At 41.5% G+C, this 17,210-nt stretch carries 15 protein-coding genes and 2 pseudogenes; 3 read left to right on the forward strand and 14 right to left on the reverse strand.

Features of this window, described 5'->3' with window-relative positions; translation table 11 throughout:
- Positions 1 to 73: 73 nt before the first annotated feature.
- Complete coding sequence (locus AC5JQI_RS02055) at positions 74 to 376, reverse strand: helix-turn-helix domain-containing protein (protein ID WP_493913556.1); 303 nt, start codon at positions 374 to 376, stop codon at positions 74 to 76.
- 1,595 nt (positions 377 to 1,971) lie between these two features.
- On the opposite strand from AC5JQI_RS02055, the pseudogene AC5JQI_RS02060 reads away from it, so the two are divergent.
- A pseudogene (locus AC5JQI_RS02060) lies at positions 1,972 to 2,559 on the forward strand (terminase TerL endonuclease subunit); the annotation flags it as partial.
- A 238-nt stretch (positions 2,560 to 2,797) separates the two neighbouring features.
- Here the strand turns inward: AC5JQI_RS02060 and AC5JQI_RS02065 are convergent.
- From AC5JQI_RS02065 to AC5JQI_RS02075, 3 genes and pseudogenes are all read right to left on the reverse strand, one after another.
- Positions 2,798 to 3,049, reverse strand: a pseudogene (locus AC5JQI_RS02065) (thiolase family protein); the annotation flags it as partial.
- A 387-nt stretch (positions 3,050 to 3,436) separates the two neighbouring features.
- Positions 3,437 to 4,363 carry a DMT family transporter gene (locus tag AC5JQI_RS02070; RefSeq protein WP_493913557.1) on the reverse strand — a complete coding sequence of 309 codons (927 nt, stop codon included), beginning with the start codon at positions 4,361 to 4,363 and terminating at the stop codon, positions 3,437 to 3,439.
- Between the two features lie 18 nt (positions 4,364 to 4,381).
- On the reverse strand, positions 4,382 to 5,101 hold the full coding sequence (locus tag AC5JQI_RS02075) for an SDR family oxidoreductase (RefSeq protein ID WP_493913558.1): 720 nt from the start codon (positions 5,099 to 5,101) through the stop codon (positions 4,382 to 4,384).
- A 272-nt stretch (positions 5,102 to 5,373) separates the two neighbouring features.
- On the opposite strand from AC5JQI_RS02075, the gene AC5JQI_RS02080 reads away from it, so the two are divergent.
- Positions 5,374 to 6,321 (forward strand): LysR family transcriptional regulator, encoded by a 948-nt coding sequence (locus AC5JQI_RS02080; protein ID WP_493913559.1) that lies wholly within the window; start codon positions 5,374 to 5,376, stop codon positions 6,319 to 6,321.
- A gap of 351 nt (positions 6,322 to 6,672) precedes the next feature.
- Here AC5JQI_RS02080 and AC5JQI_RS02085 read toward each other — a convergent pair whose 3' ends face one another.
- The 10 genes from AC5JQI_RS02085 to AC5JQI_RS02130 all read right to left on the reverse strand — a co-directional run bounded on the left by AC5JQI_RS02085 (position 6,673) and on the right by AC5JQI_RS02130 (position 15,364).
- Positions 6,673 to 7,239 (reverse strand): LysR substrate-binding domain-containing protein, encoded by a 567-nt coding sequence (locus tag AC5JQI_RS02085; RefSeq protein ID WP_493913560.1) that lies wholly within the window; start codon positions 7,237 to 7,239, stop codon positions 6,673 to 6,675.
- A 202-nt stretch (positions 7,240 to 7,441) separates the two neighbouring features.
- A complete protein-coding gene (gene fis / locus AC5JQI_RS02090) occupies positions 7,442 to 7,738 on the reverse strand; it encodes a DNA-binding transcriptional regulator Fis (RefSeq protein ID WP_010847912.1) in 297 nt (98 codons plus the stop codon).
- Between the two features lie 7 nt (positions 7,739 to 7,745).
- Positions 7,746 to 8,729 carry a tRNA dihydrouridine synthase DusB gene (gene dusB, locus AC5JQI_RS02095; RefSeq protein ID WP_237386518.1) on the reverse strand — a complete coding sequence of 328 codons (984 nt, stop codon included), beginning with the start codon at positions 8,727 to 8,729 and terminating at the stop codon, positions 7,746 to 7,748.
- Between the two features lie 283 nt (positions 8,730 to 9,012).
- On the reverse strand, positions 9,013 to 9,894 hold the full coding sequence (prmA, locus tag AC5JQI_RS02100; protein ID WP_493913561.1) for a 50S ribosomal protein L11 methyltransferase: 882 nt from the start codon (positions 9,892 to 9,894) through the stop codon (positions 9,013 to 9,015).
- A gap of 38 nt (positions 9,895 to 9,932) precedes the next feature.
- A complete protein-coding gene (gene panF / locus AC5JQI_RS02105) occupies positions 9,933 to 11,378 on the reverse strand; it encodes a sodium/pantothenate symporter (RefSeq protein ID WP_493913562.1) in 1,446 nt (481 codons plus the stop codon).
- Positions 11,368 to 11,610: a YhdT family protein gene (locus AC5JQI_RS02110; RefSeq protein WP_237386521.1), complete on the reverse strand. Its 243-nt coding sequence runs from the start codon at positions 11,608 to 11,610 to the stop codon at positions 11,368 to 11,370. The genes panF and AC5JQI_RS02110 overlap by 11 nt, the downstream gene beginning before the upstream one ends.
- A 335-nt stretch (positions 11,611 to 11,945) precedes the next feature.
- A complete protein-coding gene (gene accC / locus AC5JQI_RS02115; RefSeq protein WP_493913563.1) occupies positions 11,946 to 13,295 on the reverse strand; it encodes an acetyl-CoA carboxylase biotin carboxylase subunit in 1,350 nt (449 codons plus the stop codon).
- A gap of 12 nt (positions 13,296 to 13,307) precedes the next feature.
- Positions 13,308 to 13,754, reverse strand: coding sequence for an acetyl-CoA carboxylase biotin carboxyl carrier protein (gene accB, locus AC5JQI_RS02120; protein ID WP_237386523.1), 447 nt, complete (start codon positions 13,752 to 13,754; stop codon positions 13,308 to 13,310).
- A 27-nt stretch (positions 13,755 to 13,781) separates the two neighbouring features.
- Positions 13,782 to 14,234, reverse strand: coding sequence for a type II 3-dehydroquinate dehydratase (gene aroQ, locus AC5JQI_RS02125; RefSeq protein ID WP_493913564.1), 453 nt, complete (start codon positions 14,232 to 14,234; stop codon positions 13,782 to 13,784).
- 155 nt (positions 14,235 to 14,389) lie between these two features.
- Entirely contained in the window at positions 14,390 to 15,364 is a 975-nt protein-coding gene (locus AC5JQI_RS02130; protein WP_493913565.1) for an MDR family oxidoreductase, read from the reverse strand.
- A 764-nt stretch (positions 15,365 to 16,128) separates the two neighbouring features.
- Between AC5JQI_RS02130 and mreB the strand changes: the two genes are divergently transcribed.
- Positions 16,129 to 17,172: a rod shape-determining protein MreB gene (gene mreB / locus AC5JQI_RS02135; RefSeq protein WP_237386526.1), complete on the forward strand. Its 1,044-nt coding sequence runs from the start codon at positions 16,129 to 16,131 to the stop codon at positions 17,170 to 17,172.
- The last annotated feature ends 38 nt before the right edge of the window (positions 17,173 to 17,210 follow it).

The raw sequence follows: 17,210 nt of genomic DNA on the forward strand, positions 1-17,210 counted from the left end.
GAGTCAGAAGCCTGAAAAATTTAGAATTAAATCAGCCTCATAACAGGCTTCTGACAAATTGATCTTGAGACATTTAGCGGCCATTTTTTCCTATAATTGTCTCTGCAATGGGAATGTATTGATCCGTGAGTTTATTGACAGTACTGTCCTGTTTGCCACTCTTGCTACAAAAGTCAAAAAACCAACTAATCGGGGTATCCAATATTTCTGCAATATCAATAAGATGAACTATGTTAATTCGGTTCGTTCCCCTTTCATAACGTGAAAGCTGTTGCTGACTAATACCAATTTGCTTTGCTAATGCTGTTGCCGTGATACCCAACTCTTTCCTTTTGGTCTGAATACGTTCTCCGACTAATAGGTTTGCGTCTTCCATATCTTATCCTTTATTTTTAATCAGTAAGTTATGGCGTTATCAAGGAGGATAATCCGGGGCTTGAAAATAGTTAGATTTTCACCCCGCTAGTTATTTGTAAAATAGAGCCTGCCTTGACGGGTTCACTACCGTTCATGGTATGCCTATTGTTACCACCTGATTCGCCGCTTCGTTTTCTGACATGCGTCTTGTTTTTTTAATGACATGACCTTTTTTATTAACGTGTTGTAAAAAAACATCCCCTCACCGAGGTAAGGTGTGTTCTTCCATGATACGAGTCACGTTTCTCTGTTTTGTCGTTGTCTCTGCTGCGTCTTCTGGCTGATTTCCTGTTGCAGAATACACAACATTTTTGTTCTCCTTACATAAGAGATAACCAATATGCTCCTAATTTTTATCTCATGGGATTTGTATGTAATTTAATTATTTTAATTTGTTGATTTTTAATGATTAAAATTCATTTAAATAAGATAAATATGCAAATTACAGTAAATTTATATCTAATCCTTTATTAATTTGCATTTTCTATTCTTATTGATATCTTTTTTGGGGTTATAAACTGGACAAAATATATCAAACTGTAAACATAATCCTACATAATATAACCTAAGTCAAATTTCATTACATACTACAAATCATTCTATTTAAGCAGTTATAATATATGAATTTTTTTTGTTATTCACATATTTTATTACATTGAAATAGTATTGGTGTTTAAAAGTTGTTACTTGATACCAATCAGGTTACACAGGTCTAACCAGAATTAATATCCTTAAAGAGTTACATATCTAAAATTAAATTCCATCTCGTAATTATCATTCGGATTATAAATCTAAACTAGACAGTTTGATATAAAATGTTTTGTTTTTTAAAAAAATTTCATTGATTTTTCTTATATAAGTAGATTTTAATATTTTGGCGAATTATTAGCGGTAAATTACTAACTTTTCATCATAAATATCATTTATTATTATTTTTTCCACTTAATAGGTTTTTAATTAGCCAGTAATCTGATTCTACTCGCACTTTTGAGTTTTACTAAAACAAAGGGGTTTTCACTGCCTGATATAGGGTATTGGTTTTATTTTTTTAAATAAAACCAATACGATAGTTATGATTGTATGATGGGAGTGTTTTGCATCAAGCTGAATGTTTTTTCATTGATAATTCATCCATAGAAATCATCGTATTGAATAGAGTTTTTACACTATATCTCAATTAGAAGGGAAAATACTGACTATTGTTACCGAGTTTCCAAAAACGCTATCCCCGTTAGGGTCGGCTTTTGAGTGGAATTGCAGACTACGAAAAGTGTTTATGTAATAAAGTGGGAATTGAACCCGAATTTTATCTAATAAGGCGCTATTTTGTGGAAAAGGGCATATATACCCTTCTCTTTCAAGTTGTAGCTTTGCTGCCTCGCTTACTCATATAAACATATGGTCAGCTATGCTTCTTGGGATTAATGAGAGGCTCCTGACTTTCACCAGAGGCCAGCCCCTTTGGTTGGGCAAATTCGCTCCTTACGAATTTGTCGTCCCCTTGTTGCATGAACGCATGGGAGCAGCACGCATTTGATATTGAAAACGGAAAAATCCGGTCTGGATTTGTCTTCAACGAGCGGTATTACCAGTATCTATTACACCTTCCCCGTGGACAATGAACTGCTATTATTGACTTGTCATTACCTGCCCGAAGCGCAGTTACAAAACCCCGCCAATAAGAATCGGCCATCTGTCGCCAGGGGGCACAAGTGGGCTGGATACGCACCACATAAGGTGATTACATGGTTATGACCGTATTGGTGATAATATTCTCAGAGACAATCAGTACTTTGATATCAAGCTGGCGGGTTTCGACACATTGAACACCCCGCATCTAAGAACATAATTACAGGGTTCAGGTCTGGACATTGAACCCTTCCCGCAAACCTATATGCGCTTTAGCCCCGTCGCCGAATTTGCCGACGTGTTCGTTAACCGTAAGATTATTCTTTTTAACGGCGATCCGGTGCTTGCGTGGGCGATATCTAATATCGTAATGGAGACGGACGCTAATACTAATATCAAATCAAACAAGAAGAAATCGGTAAACAAGATAGACTCCCGATTGCGTTTCTGATGAGTTTTGGTACATGGCAGATTGAACATGAAGAGTTTACGTTTATTTTGAGTGATGAGTAAAAGCAGCGATTAGCTAACTTTGACGGTATTTAGTTAATTTATTGATTTTGCATATTTCAGTCACAGAAACAGAGAGTAATGAAATAAAAGAGTTAAAAGGTGAGAGATCTCACCTTTATCACATTAATGTCAATGATCCCTGCATGAATAGATTTTGAGTATTTTTATAATAGCACTTTGAATATAAATACCCTCATTTACTTAGATGTTGAATTATTTCTGTTTTTCTGTTGGCTCAACGGCAACCTGAGGCACCGATGGCATGCCCCAAAGCTATAGCACCACCATAGGGATTAATACGTTCAGGCGAAATACCACATGATGAAATTACAGCCAAAGATTGTGCAGCAAATGCTTCGTTTGATTCGAGTATATCAACATCTTCTGCTTCACCATTTTGAATTGCTTGCATACCAAGATGAACAGCTTTCAGATCTGAACCGCAGACTTTATTAATTGTCGTAGCTTGAATAGTTACAGGTAATTTTTGTTAGGAACAGGAAAAAATGAATGATTTACTATCAATTTCAACTTGCTGGATATTCATATGGGGCTAGCGAGAAATTATTTGTATTTTTTGGATATGTCAGCGTTCGTGATTCTAATAGCCATTGTTTATTTGATGGTGACTAATTAGTTATTGTTGGTTTAAAAATTAATCACTTTAGATTTGTTTTAAACTCTTTATTATCAATGTAACCCTGAACTAAAATATCATGTTGTACTGAATGACGGATAGCTTATTGATGTTGTTGGGTAGATTTTGCAGAGAGAAATGGGAATGGTTTTGAGCTGCAACTATAATATTTAGTCTTGATGAGATAGGGACTATGAAATTCCATTTTTCAAGTCCCTTAATGAGTAAGTAGTTAAGTATTTATTCTTTGATTAATAATCTTTTGGGTCTAAATTGTGCAGAGAAAAATCCTTGTCCCAATAGTACTCCGGCAATAGTTATTGTGATCCCAGTAACTTGTGCTAAACTTGGAGCATCACCTAAAGTTATTTGTATGCCAAGAGCGAAAATTGGCACAAAATTGAAAAATATTGCTGTTTTTCCTGGACCTCTAGTTGCAATACCTATGTTCCAAAATAAATAGGCAAAAACAGAACCTGCTATTCCCATATAAATACCAGCCAGATGACTTTCAGGTTTTCCTGACAATAGAGAAGGAAGTGGTGATTCAATACAAATGGCAGCAATAGTTAATACTACTGTACCAAAAAGCATAGTCCAGCTGGTTGTTTCTAATGGTGTAGCATCTGTAATAAAAATACGAGTCCCCACAGTGTAAATTGCCCAACCAAGGCTACCCGCAAAAATAATTAAATCACTAGATGTAGTATGAATTGAACCTTCATAGAATAATTGGCCATTAGTAATAACTAATGCTACCCCAAATAGACTAATTATCATCCCAAATACACGGCTTGAATTTGGGAAGCGACGATTCATTATAGCTTCTAATATATTTGCGGAAATTGGGGTTGTTGCCATAATTAACGCTGCAGTGATGGGGCTTGAACTTTGTAAGCCAACAAACAGAGCACCATTAAATCCTGCGACACCAATTGTTCCAAGGATAACGAATGCTGGAAGGTTTTGCCTTAGTACCTTACTACGTATTCCCCCTTTAAGAGACAAGAAAATAAAAATAGCTAAGATAGCACAAGCAAAACGTTCAACAGAAGCAGTCCATGGGGATAAGCTCTCAAGTGCTATCTTTGTGGCTTGGAAGTTGGAACCCCAAAAAAAAGTTGCGAATAGAGTAAAAATAACAGCTAGTGGTGATGTAACTCTCATAATAAAGTTACCTTATTTTTATGATTGATACCATAATGGAGCGTCTAAGCGCATATATGGTATATGTGCTGTTGAATTTGTACTGAGGACAAATTCAACAGCCTGAAAAATATCCTGAGGAGTAAGCATTTTCTTCAGTTTTTCATTAGGAAATTTCCCAGCATTGCCTAAATTACGGCGAAAATTTGTATCGACTTTATCTACTTGCAATGATGTAACCCGTATATTTCTAGGAAGCCCCCACTCACGCAAACCACCTGTATACCCTTCTACTGCGAATTTTGATGCAGAATATGAGAGTAGACTTGGATTGTAATCAACTCCCCATACGGAAGATATATTTACAATATCAGAGCGCTCTTTTTTCTGTAAGTGAGGCAAAGCTGCTTGAGTGATTTGAAACATACCTTTTACATTAATATCAAATGTGTCTTCCCATTCACTAGGAGAAGACGTAAGTGGATCTCCTCCATAGCAAATACCTGCCACATTAATTAGAGTATCTATTGAACCGAAGTTCTCTACTGCAGCTTGAATAGCTTGGTTGCAGTTATTTACATCCCGTATATCGAATTGTAGAGGTAATAAACGCTCTGGTACTTTGTCATTATCATGAGAATTAATTGATGTAATGTCACCGGCAGCTACAAAATGGCCTGCTTGCAGCAGCTCTTGAACTAATGAGGAACCAATACCTCCTGCTGCACTAGTGATGAATATTTTTCTTTGTTTAATCATAATGAACTCTCATGCTGTATTAAAAAATTGTTTAAGATGTGTATTGAATTCATAGCGACTTATTGCCAATTAACTATTCAATACTGATTTTAAAGTAAGCAGAAAATGTTTTTGACTGTAGACTTCTATTGAATGACAATAACGGCTTAACCATGAGAAATTTTACATTCAATATAGTGAAGGTGGCCGTTGACATACTGAATATTCCGAAATAATTGCTCATTAATTGGACTCTGTTGCTTTTATTAAAATCATTGTGGCATATATCAAATATGAAAGATGTAGATAATATCGGAATTCGGTTTTCCAAAAATGGAAATCGCATTAAACAATCTCTTATTTGGGATGATATACGTGTATTTTTGGCTGTTTGTCGGGCTGGCACTATAACCGGAGCTGCGGAGTTTCTTGGTGTAGGGATTGCGACGATATCCAGGAAAATTGAAAGAATTGAAGCCTTTTTGGGGATGCCATTGTTTCTACGTCATCAAGCTGGTTATCGACTGACAGAAGATGGTGCTGAACTTCTAGAAAAAGCAAAATGTATGGAGGATGCAGCAAATTCCTTATTGGTTGAAGCTGATATGCATTCAGAAATTTCGGGCAAGGTTCGTATTGCTACTACTGAGATTCTTGCAAATAACTTAATAATTCCAAACTTGACAAACTTTCATAGAAATTATCCAGACTTAGCATTAGAATTAATTTCTGATATCCATACTGTCAATTTACATCGCCATGACGCTGATTTGGCTCTTCGCATAATAAGGCCAGAGAGAGGGCATGTAATTATTCGGCAATTAGGAATATTAGGATTTGGCCTTTATGGAAGTGCTGATTATTTAGCAACTACTTCATTTGGAGGGGACAGAGATAAATATGAAAATTATTTCTTTATTGGTTGGACCGATGAACAATCTCAACTCTCAGCATTCAAATGGGTTGAACAAAAATTGAAAGGTCGTCCATTGTCTATCGCAACAACTTCTCTTTCAGCACAAATTTCTGCTGTAAAAGCTGGTTTAGGATTAGCAGTACTCCCACACTTTGTAGCTAATGAGGAAGGTTTCATTAGTGTTTCAAGTGAATTAGGTATAGATCAACCTATATGGCTTGTAATGCAAGCAGATTTAGCACATTCTCCAAGAATACGAAAAGTTGCTGATTTTTTGTCTGATATAGTATTTTTAAATAGGGATAATCTTTTAGGAGTCAGATAATATGGTCTGGCATTTTACATATTGCTTTTTTTATAAAATGTCTACTTTTATAGAAAATAGGGGACTGAAATATGGTTTTTTATATTAAGTATAAGTGATAGGTAAATATGGTAAAGAATTAGGTGATTATTTATATGTGCGGTCCAATCCTCGGGATCTAAAATAACGAATTTTATGCAATAGAGAGCTCCACCATTATGAGTTTTATCAATTAAATAGCATGTTTTTTTCTAGTGTCAGATGAATTTCATGACAGCAATAATTAACTGAATGGATAAGAAATAAAGCATCTTCAATGAATGCTGGTATATAATTATAGTTGTTTTTATTAATATATTAATCTAAGAATAGTTAATTTTTTTCAGAAATGAATAATAGATTTTTGTTAATATTTAACACATTACTCCTAATTTCATCTTTGCGCGTTACTAAATAGATATCAATATTTAGGTATTCATTATCTGTTTCTTCTAATTTACGATAGCATAAGCCTTCTCTCGTTGCTATACACATTGATTTTGGAATCAGAGCCATTCCTTTACCTTTAGCTATATTAGATAACATTATCAAAGAATCTTCGGGTTTTGAAATTTTTTCTAAATTAAATGGTAATTGTTGGAAATAAATTTCACATTTATGACAGAAAGAAGAATGGGTACTACATGAAAACCAATACAAGGGTAAATCAGTAATATATTTTAGTGATACTTTTTCTTTAAGACTAGCTGAATGGGAAGAAGGCAATGCTAACATCAGAGGCTCACGATAAAGCCAGTGAAAATTAAATTCTTGTAAGTAATTGAGAGGTTTTTCATCCACTAAAGCAATATCTAATTTTCCATACTCTAGCATTTTTAGTAACTTTTTTGAGGCTAATTGATGAGAGGATGTTATATCTTTATTATCTAATAATTCCAAGGACATATGAATGGAAGGAATAAGACTAAACTCTATTGCTCTGAATACGCCTCGATTTTAAACATCTTTATTTTTCTTTCTGGTACTTATGCTTTGCAACGTGTCTTTATGTTGAGGAATTTTCTGTGGGGTAATCATAAACAAAAAAAGCACTTCCCCAAAAGGGAAAGTGCTTCTTTAACAACATGATCTAAGACTAGGATCAGTTCATGCCGTATTTTTTCAATTTCTTACGCAGAGTACCACGGTTGATTCCCATCATCAGTGCTGCACGGGTTTGGTTACCACGGGTGTACTGCATAACCATGTCCAACAGTGGTTGTTCTACTTCAGCCAGTACCAGCTCATACAGGTCATTAACGTCTTGACCGTTCAGTTGTGCAAAATAGTTCTTCAGTGCTTGTTTAACTGAGTCACGCAGGGGTTTTTGAGTTACCTGATCTTGTGAATTTACAGTAGCAACGGTTAGTACATCAGAATTTACGCGTTGTTCGAACATAGTTCTGTCAGCTCTTTTCTTTATTTACGCAAAAATTTTCGAAGTATGCTTCCAACGCCTCCAGCTGTTCGCTGGCATCCTCAATGGCGTTGAATGAGCGCCGAAACTGGTCAGCAGGAGCATGTTCCTTGAGATACCAAGATACATGCTTGCGTGCAATACGAACTCCTTTGCCTTGACCGTAAAAGTCGTGCAGTTCTCGTATATGCTCGCCCATTAAATGCTGTACGTCGCCAAGGGGCATCGGTGGCAGCAATTTTCCTGTTTCCAGATAGTGCTGGATTTCCCGAAAGATCCAGGGTCTTCCCTGAGCAGCGCGGCCTATCATCAGGGCATCAGCCCCGGTGTATTCAAGCACTGCTCTGGCTTTTAGCGGGTCAGTAATGTCACCATTAGCAATAATTGGAATGGCAACAGTCTGCTTAACTGTCCGGATATTGTCGTATTCGGCCTCACCATTAAACAGGCAAGTTCGTGTCCTGCCATGTATCGTAAGAGCCTGAATACCACAACGTTCGGCCAATTGGGCAATTTCCACACAGTTACGTTCTTCTGGTGACCAACCTGTGCGAATTTTCAGCGTGACCGGAACATCTACCGCATTGACCACCGCAGAAAGGATTTTTTCAACCAATTCTGGATAACGCAGTAATGCAGAACCTGCCAGCTTTCGATTCACCTTTTTGGCTGGGCACCCCATATTGATATCGATGATTTGAGCGCCATTGTCGACATTAATTTTCGCCGCCGCCGCCATTTCATCGGGATCACTTCCGGCAATTTGTACAGAACGAACTCCTGGTTCGTCGCTATGAACCATACGCAGCCGGGATTTATCCGTCTTCCAAACCTGAGGATTGGAAGAAAGCATTTCTGAGACTGCCATTCCTGCACCCATGTGATAGCAAAGAGATCGAAATGGGCGATCTGTTATGCCAGCCATAGGAGCTGCAATAAGACAGTTTTTCAACTGGTATTGTCCGATACGCATAGCGAAGAAAGAGTGGTCAACTGTGACTAAGGGCGCGTATATTACGCATTTTTCACGAGATATGAAAGGCCAAACTTTGAGCGAATCGATATTTATAACGGATTTTTTCCAGTTGACTTTCCTAAATCAGGTTTATTTTTTTTAAATAACATATAGTTACATGTTATTTGTGAAATTTATTAATACTTACATTTCTAATCACAAAGAGAGCGGATTACCACCAATAGACCTCCTGGATAATTATTTTAGTGGATAATCTCGCTTTTCAATAGGTATTAATTGATTATTTTTTAATCCCTGTGATACGACACCATTCTTCTTGTTCGGCTATCGGATCGATAACAAATTCATTGTCATAGGCTTGGGCAACTCCTTCAGCCTGACTAGCCAGAACACCAGACAAGCCTAAGAATCCACCAGATTTAGGCAGTGAGCCGATGATTGGTGCCAATTCACGCAGTGGACCCGCCAAGATGTTGGCAATCACGATGTCACATTCGAGATCTTTGGGCTGATCTTTGGACAGGTAGAGAGTTAACTGGTCAGATACGCCGTTACGTTCAGCGTTATCACGACTCGCTTGAATCGCTTGTGGGTCGATATCAATGCCGATAGCTTGCTTTGCCCCTAATTTCAGCGCCGCGATAGCCAAGATACCTGAGCCACAGCCAAAATCGATAACAGTTTTACCTTCCAGCTCAAGGCCATCAAGCCATTGCAGGCAAAGAGAGGTTGTTGGGTGAGTACCGGTTCCGAATGCCAGCCCCGGATCAAGCATGACATTAACTGCATCTGGCTCTGGAACTTCGCGCCAGCTAGGACATATCCACAGACGCTTGCCGAAAAGCATCGGGTGGAAGTTATCCATCCATTCGCGTTCCCAGTCCTTATCTTCCAGTTGTTCGATTTTGTGGGTAAAACCCTTACCCAGCAGTGGAACCTGCTCCAGTTGGCTTACAACCTCTTTCATGTCCGTTTCAGCATCGTACAGGCCGATGATATCTGTATCGCCCCATAAGCGGGTTTCTCCCGGCAGAGGCTCAAAAATCGGGGTATCGTGGCTATCCTGAAAAGTGACTGAGACTGCGCCACTTTCTACCAGCTCATCGCCTAATGCTTCAGCTTGTTGTCCCGTGGTGTTTAATCTTAATTGTATCCAAGGCATAAAAATTCTCTTGTTGTGAAAATAAAGTCACACTGCGATTATTGAGGCACAGTGGTTTGTTGTATTTGTTTATTACCCACCATATTCCCGACCCCGAATGCCAGTAAACTTAGCAATAGTGATGGTACGATGGGGTGGAAACCGAGAAGATGAATATTGAACGTTGCCAGCAGCGTATAGCTCGCTGCACCTACCAACATTGAACTTATCGCTCCGTAAGCATTGGCTTTTTCCCAGTATAACCCCAGAACCAGAGGCCAGAGGAAAACGGCTTGCAGGCCGCCAAATGCCAGCAGATTTAGCCAAATGATCATCTCTGGTGGATGCCATGCAGCCAGCAGCAGTAATGCGCCGAGAAATAGGGTGGAATAACTGGAGATACGAGACAACTTTTTCTCTTGTTTGATCTGTTCTGGAAACAAATTTAAATAGAGATCTTTAACGATAGTGGCAGAAGATTGCAGCAATTGGGCATTAATGGTGGACATAATGGCTGCCATAGGGGCTGCAAGGAAAATCCCCGCAGCAACAGGAGGCAGTACGGTTATCATCAACGTCGGGATCACTTGGTCGGGGATGGTCAGATCAGGAATGATTGCCCGCCCCAGCGCACCCGCAAGATGCATACCGAACATCAGGATTGCCATGACGATTGTACCAAGAACAATTCCACGATGAACCGCTTTGCTGTCTTTGTAGGAAATACAGCGCACGGCAGTATGTGGCAGCCCAATCACGCCAAAGCAGACCAAGACCCAGAAAGACGCCATAAATGGCCCTGTGAGGATATTATCGGCACCGTGGGGTGAAACCAGATTTGGATCAATTGTGCGCAGAGTCGTGACCGCAGCGGATAATCCACCGGCTTTGTAGATAATGCCTGCCAGCAATAGGACAGTTCCCAGTAGCATCACCAGCCCTTGTAAGGCATCATTGAGAACACTGGCCCTGAATCCGCCGAATGCGGTGTAAAGGGCAATGGAAATACCGAAAATAAGCAATCCTGTGCCGTAAGGTATCCCCGCAGCCGTTTCGAGCAAGCGAGCCCCTCCGATGAATTGCACTGTCATTGCACCGACAAAGGCAACCAACAGACTTAGGCTGGCAATCCAGACCAAAAAACGGCTCTTGTAACGTGCATAAAGCATGTCATTGAGAGTAACCGCGTTGTAGCGGCGGGCAAGGATGGCAAATTTTTTCCCCAAGACGCTCAGGGAAAGCCAGATCGCAGGCAGCTGGATCAGTGACAATAAAACCCAGCCGATACCATATTTATACGCGGCGCCCGGTCCTCCGATAAATGAGCTGGCACTGATATAGGTTGCAGTAATTGTCATTGCCAGGACAAATCCACCCATTGAACGATTGCCGAGAAAGTATTCATTCAGGAAATCGCCCGTTTGACGGCGGCGATAAGCATAGATTGATAGCAGAAAAACCAACGCCAAATATCCCAGCAGAGGCAAAATTACTTCACTTTGCATCAGAATCCTCCAGCGGAATATCCTTGAATATAAATTTGATCATCAACCAGCAAAGGATGATAAATAAGGCTGGCAGCAACAGGCAAGCCAGTTCAAACCAGTGGGGTAATCCAGTTATGCCGATGGCATCACTGGGTAGATAGGCACTCAGCAGCCAACCAACAAGATAAGCTAACGTCAGGAATACTGCCCAACGCGCTTCTTTATGGGATTGAACAAATCGTCTGTCCATCCGTTCTCCGGGTAACTTACATGAAACAATATGGGGGGAATTGTACGGCAACATGCAGATTTATTCAGGGAAAAATGTGTCTTGGAAATCAGTATAAAATCAAAATACTACCTCAAATTGTGAAAGAAGAATATCTGATAAACGTGCAGTTATCTGTGCTCTGGAATGCGTTCTCCTGCTTTCGGGCTACAACCCGAAATTCATTGGGTATAAAAGGTAATTTTTATGTGCGAATGTCCTTGTCCGTCCCTGCCCCTGAAGAGATAAAAAATCCCATCGGCAAAAGATGGGATTTTTTGTTTAATACAATGATGTCTGAGCCTTAGAAAGAAACTTTATTTCTCTTGCAAGCCCAGTTTCTTCTCCAGATAGTGGATATTGGTTCCGCCTTTCTGGAAGTTTTCGTCATTCATGATTGCCAGTTGCAGGTCGATGTTGGTCTTGATGCCATCGATGATCAACTCAGCCAGTGCGTTCTTCATACGCGCAATCGCCACTTCACGGGTTTCACCGTAAGTAATCAGCTTGCCGATCATGGAGTCATAGTAAGGTGGAACGGTATATCCCGCATAGATATGGGATTCCCAGCGTACACCAAACCCACCCGGTGAGTGGAAATGGGTGATCTTGCCCGGGCTTGGCAGGAAGGTTTTCGGATCTTCCGCGTTGATACGGCATTCGATCGCATGTCCTTCGATCTCGATATCTTCCTGTTTGATTGACAGCGGCATACCTGAGGCAATGCGCAGCTGCTCTTTGATCAGGTCAATGCCCGTGATCATTTCAGTCACCGGATGCTCAACCTGAATGCGGGTATTCATCTCAATGAAGTAGAATTCACCGTTTTCATACAGGAATTCAAATGTACCCGCTCCGCGATAGCCGATTTCGATACAGGCATTGGAACAGCGTTCACCGATGCTGCGGCGCAGCTCTGGTGAAATGCCCGGTGCAGGTGCTTCTTCCACGACTTTCTGGTGACGACGCTGCATGGAGCAGTCACGTTCAGCCAGATAGAGTGCATTGCCCTGACCATCAGCCAATACCTGAATTTCAACGTGACGTGGGTTCTCAAGGAATTTTTCCATGTACACCATATCGTTGTTGAAAGCTGCTTTGGCTTCTGCGCGGGTCATAGCGATGGATTGTTCCAGATCTTTGTCGCTGCGTACAACACGCATACCACGACCGCCGCCACCGCCTGATGCCTTGATGATCACCGGATAACCGATGCGGTTTGCAATCGTTTTGTTCTTCTCGGCATCATCACCCAATGGGCCATCAGAGCCGGGAACACAAGGAACACCCGCTTTTTTCATCGCACTGATAGCGGAAACTTTATCCCCCATCAAACGGATGGTGTCCGCTTTCGGGCCGATGAAAACAAAACCGGAACGTTCGACCTGTTCAGCAAAGTCAGCGTTTTCAGACAGGAAACCATAACCCGGATGAATTGCCTGTGCGCAGGTAATTTCCGCTGCTGAGATAATGGCGGGAATGTTCAGGTAACTTTTTGCTGATGCCGCAGGGCCGATGCAGACTGTTTCGTCTGCCAGCAGGACGTGCTTCAGGTCACGATCTGCCGAAGAGTGCACAGCAACGGTTTTGATCCCAAGTTCCTTACAGGCTCTCAGGATACGCAGTGCAATTTCACCACGGTTAGCAATGACTATTTTTTCAAGCATGGGGACGCCTCGTTATTCGATGATGACCAGTGGCTCGTCGAATTCAACAGGTTGGCCGTCTTGAACCAGAATGGCTTTTACTACGCCGGTTTTATCAGCGTCGATCTGGTTCATCATTTTCATCGCTTCAACGATGCACAGGGTTTCACCCTGATTAACATGCTGGCCGACTTCAATGAAAGGTTTCGCATCAGGGCTTGGTGAACGATAGAAAGTACCGACCATCGGGGAACGAACTATGTGACCGCTAATTTCCGCAGGCTTGTCAGCGGCGGCTGGAGCAGCGGTTTGTACTGGCTGCTGAACAGGCGCAGAGATATATTGCTGAGTTACTGGCATTGCTGGAGCAACGGTTGTGCGGCTGATGCGCACTGATTCTTCACCTTCAGAAATTTCCAGTTCAGAAATACCAGATTCTTCGACCAGCTCAATCAGTTTTTTTATCTTACGAATATCCATGAGTGTGATTCCGTACTCTTATATAAATTAGTTGGATGTTGACAAGCGGTTGACCGCTGCCTGTAATGCGAAACTATAACCATCTGCACCTAACCCGCAGATTACGCCCACTGCAATATCAGAAAGATATGAGTGATGGCGGAATGGTTCACGGGCATGCACGTTGGAGAGGTGAATTTCAATAAATGGGATATTCACCGCCAGAAGAGCATCGCGTAGTGCCACGCTGGTATGCGTGTATGCTGCGGGGTTAATCAAAATAAAATCAGTATGTCCCCGCGCTGAATGAATTCTCCCAATCAGTTCAGATTCTGCATTGGATTGCAGATGGGATAATTCAACCCCCGATTGGTGAGCTTCTTTTGACAGTTTGTTAACGATATCATCAAGCGTTAACTTGCCGTAGGTCTCTGGCTCTCGTGTTCCCAACAGGTTCAGGTTGGGGCCATTCAAGAGTAAAATGCGAAACTTGTATGCCATTGTGCTGGTATCTCCGGCAATCTGTCAACAATCGACCAAGATAACTCGATGTTGACGGTTTGTCATCTCTTTCTGATAGATAGATTTGTAAATCTGACGATGAAGTCCGACATTATAAACATATCGAGGCATTTAGCAGCTAAATACTGGTCTTATCAGCGCATTTTCACGATGGTTCTGCCAGTAGACTGATTGTTTATCAATTTATTAGCGTGCTCGAACACTTGTTCTAATGTGATTTCATTGGCAGTTTGCTGATAAAAGGAATCGGGAAGTAGTTTTTGCAACCGTTGCCAAATGGCAGGGCGTTTTGAGGCGGCAACGGTGACCGATTCAACGCCCTGTAAACGAATATTGCGCAAAATAAAGGGCATCACGGTGGCAGAAAGCTGGCTGTCACTCGCCAGACCGCAGGCCGCGACCACCCCGTTGTAGTTTACTTGTGCTAATAAAGTCGCTAATACCGTGCCACCAAGGGTATCAATGACACCCGCCCAACGTTGTTTCTCCAACGGACGAGATGGTCGGTTGAAATCACTGGTGGGTAAAACTTCTTTTGCACCCAGTGAGAGAAGGTAATCATGACTATCAGGTTTACTGCTGATTGCGACAACGGAATAACCCAATTGTGACAACAGGGTAATCGCTGTACTACCCACACCACCGCTGGCACCTGTGACGGCAATGTCTCCATTTTCAGGTGTCACTTCCCCTTGTTCCAGTGCCATAACACATAGCATAGCGGTAAAGCCTGCGGTGCCGATGATCATGGCTTGTCTGGTATTTAATCCTTGTGGTAATGGTGTCAGCCAGTCTCCAGACACTTTCGCTTGTTCTGCCAACCCACCCCAATGGGTTTCTCCTACACCCCATCCAGTCAGCAAAACATGCTGGCCGACATGAAAACGGGGATCTTCTGAGTGATGAACGGCACCGGAAAAATCTATTCCTGGAACCATCGGAAATTGACGGACGATTTTCCCTGTACCGGTAATGGCCCGGGCATCTTTGTAATTAAGCGTTGACCAATGAATATCAACGGTCACATCACCTGATGGCAACTGAGATGCATCAATATCTTGGATGGATGCTGACAATGTTTCTTGTTGGTCAAGTAATAAGGCTTTCATGTGCATTCTCCGGATGGATATCTATCTGACACCATTACCTGTTTGGCATCACCATAATTTTTGTTTCACCACAATGTTTCACCACGATATTTCACCACAATCACGCTATTTCACCACAATATAGATAAAATCTGATGAGCTGAAACGGGCAGGCAACAATATTGTGATAGAGAGTGGTAAAACTGTGGTTACTTATTTTTGTTCAGGATGGCACCGTAAAAGATAATAATATACAGGATAACAATAAGGAGAGTGTCTTAGATAATGGGTTCAGAATAATCCTTATTTTTTTCGATTGCCGCTGAAAGTGACGATATTTGGGTAAAGATTACCGTAATTATCACCAAATTCATCTATTACTTTTATACTTAAAACAGACTTTATTACTTTCATGGGGAAGAACAAAATTTTTGAGAGAATATGAATTTTGGTTGAACTTGCTGAAATGATGATAGGGCAATATAGAAACCTGAAAAGCGGGGTAGCTGCATTTCAATATGCACTATAATGTTGTTTTTTTGATTCATTAGGTCATTTTGGGATGTTGTGATGAGGTTATTGGTGAAATTAGCCTATTTTTATGCAGTTTTTTTCTGCTCCGTTAGAGAAAAGTAACGTAGAATATCGTATTTCTGATGTGAATAACGTAGCCACTTTTATTGAAGTAGTAAAAGTAGTTAACCATGCGCCTTGTCGCTGCTTCATGTGGTTGGTAGAGTAGACGGACAATCTCCGTCCCCAGCTTGCAGGATTATCCTTTCGTTATGTTAAAGAAATTTCGTGGCATGTTTTCCAACGACTTGTCCATTGACTTGGGTACTGCCAATACCCTTATTTATGTCAAAGGTCAGGGAATAGTATTGGATCAACCTTCTGTTGTGGCTATCCGGCAGGACAGAGCGGGTTCACCAAAAAGCGTTGCAGCAGTAGGACTTGAAGCAAAGCAGATGCTGGGACGAACTCCGGGTAATATCGCAGCTATCCGTCCAATGAAAGATGGGGTGATTGCTGATTTTTATGTCACGGAAAAGATGTTGCAGCATTTTATTAAACAGGTTCACAACAATAGTTTTATGCGCCCAAGTCCGCGCGTACTGGTTTGTGTACCTGTAGGAGCGACTCAGGTTGAGCGCCGTGCCATTCGTGAATCTGCCCAAAGCGCAGGTGCCCGCGAGGTATTTTTGATTGAAGAGCCAATGGCGGCCGCCATCGGTGCAGGTCTGCCAGTTTCTGAGGCAACAGGCTCAATGGTAGTAGATATTGGTGGGGGTACCACTGAAGTTGCCGTTATCTCCCTCAATGGGGTAGTTTATTCTTCTTCTGTCCGTATCGGTGGCGACCGTTTTGATGAAGCTATCATCAACTACGTTCGTCGTAACTATGGCTCCCTGATTGGGGAAGCAACAGCAGAACGTATTAAACACGAAATCGGTTCTGCCTACCCAACGGATGAAGTACATGAAATTGAAGTGCGTGGCCGGAATCTGGCAGAAGGTGTGCCTCGCAGCTTTACTCTGAATTCCAATGAAATTCTTGAAGCCCTGCAAGAACCATTGACTGGTATTGTCAGTGCGGTCATGGTGGCTCTGGAACAGTGTCCGCCAGAATTGGCTTCCGATATCTCTGAACGGGGTATGGTATTGACCGGTGGTGGGGCGTTGTTGCGTAATCTTGATAGATTGCTGATGGAAGAAACAGGCATTCCTGTCATTGTAGCTGAAGACCCACTTACCTGTGTTGCCCGTGGTGGTGGCAAGGCGCTGGAAATGATCGACATGCATGGTGGCGATCTGTTCAGCGAAGACTGAAAATAACTCTGCAAGCTGGGGGGCTTGGTGTGTTTTAC

The organism is Xenorhabdus sp. XBWT, assembly GCF_059072735.1.

What these genes read in the sequence shown, in the direction of transcription:
- AC5JQI_RS02055 (WP_493913556.1), bottom strand. Translation starts at nt 376, where the DNA reads ATGGAAGACGCAAACCTATTAGTCGGAGAACGTATTCAGACCAAAAGG.
- AC5JQI_RS02070 (WP_493913557.1), bottom strand. Translation starts at nt 4,363, where the DNA reads ATGAGAGTTACATCACCACTAGCTGTTATTTTTACTCTATTCGCAACT.
- AC5JQI_RS02075 (WP_493913558.1), bottom strand. Translation starts at nt 5,101, where the DNA reads ATGATTAAACAAAGAAAAATATTCATCACTAGTGCAGCAGGAGGTATT.
- AC5JQI_RS02080 (WP_493913559.1), top strand. Translation starts at nt 5,374, where the DNA reads ATGAAAGATGTAGATAATATCGGAATTCGGTTTTCCAAAAATGGAAAT.
- fis (WP_010847912.1), bottom strand. Translation starts at nt 7,738, where the DNA reads ATGTTCGAACAACGCGTAAATTCTGATGTACTAACCGTTGCTACTGTA.
- dusB (WP_237386518.1), bottom strand. Translation starts at nt 8,729, where the DNA reads ATGCGTATCGGACAATACCAGTTGAAAAACTGTCTTATTGCAGCTCCT.
- prmA (WP_493913561.1), bottom strand. Translation starts at nt 9,894, where the DNA reads ATGCCTTGGATACAATTAAGATTAAACACCACGGGACAACAAGCTGAA.
- panF (WP_493913562.1), bottom strand. Translation starts at nt 11,378, where the DNA reads ATGCAAAGTGAAGTAATTTTGCCTCTGCTGGGATATTTGGCGTTGGTT.
- AC5JQI_RS02110 (WP_237386521.1), bottom strand. Translation starts at nt 11,610, where the DNA reads ATGGACAGACGATTTGTTCAATCCCATAAAGAAGCGCGTTGGGCAGTA.
- accC (WP_493913563.1), bottom strand. Translation starts at nt 13,295, where the DNA reads ATGCTTGAAAAAATAGTCATTGCTAACCGTGGTGAAATTGCACTGCGT.
- accB (WP_237386523.1), bottom strand. Translation starts at nt 13,754, where the DNA reads ATGGATATTCGTAAGATAAAAAAACTGATTGAGCTGGTCGAAGAATCT.
- aroQ (WP_493913564.1), bottom strand. Translation starts at nt 14,234, where the DNA reads ATGGCATACAAGTTTCGCATTTTACTCTTGAATGGCCCCAACCTGAAC.
- AC5JQI_RS02130 (WP_493913565.1), bottom strand. Translation starts at nt 15,364, where the DNA reads ATGAAAGCCTTATTACTTGACCAACAAGAAACATTGTCAGCATCCATC.
- mreB (WP_237386526.1), top strand. Translation starts at nt 16,129, where the DNA reads ATGTTAAAGAAATTTCGTGGCATGTTTTCCAACGACTTGTCCATTGAC.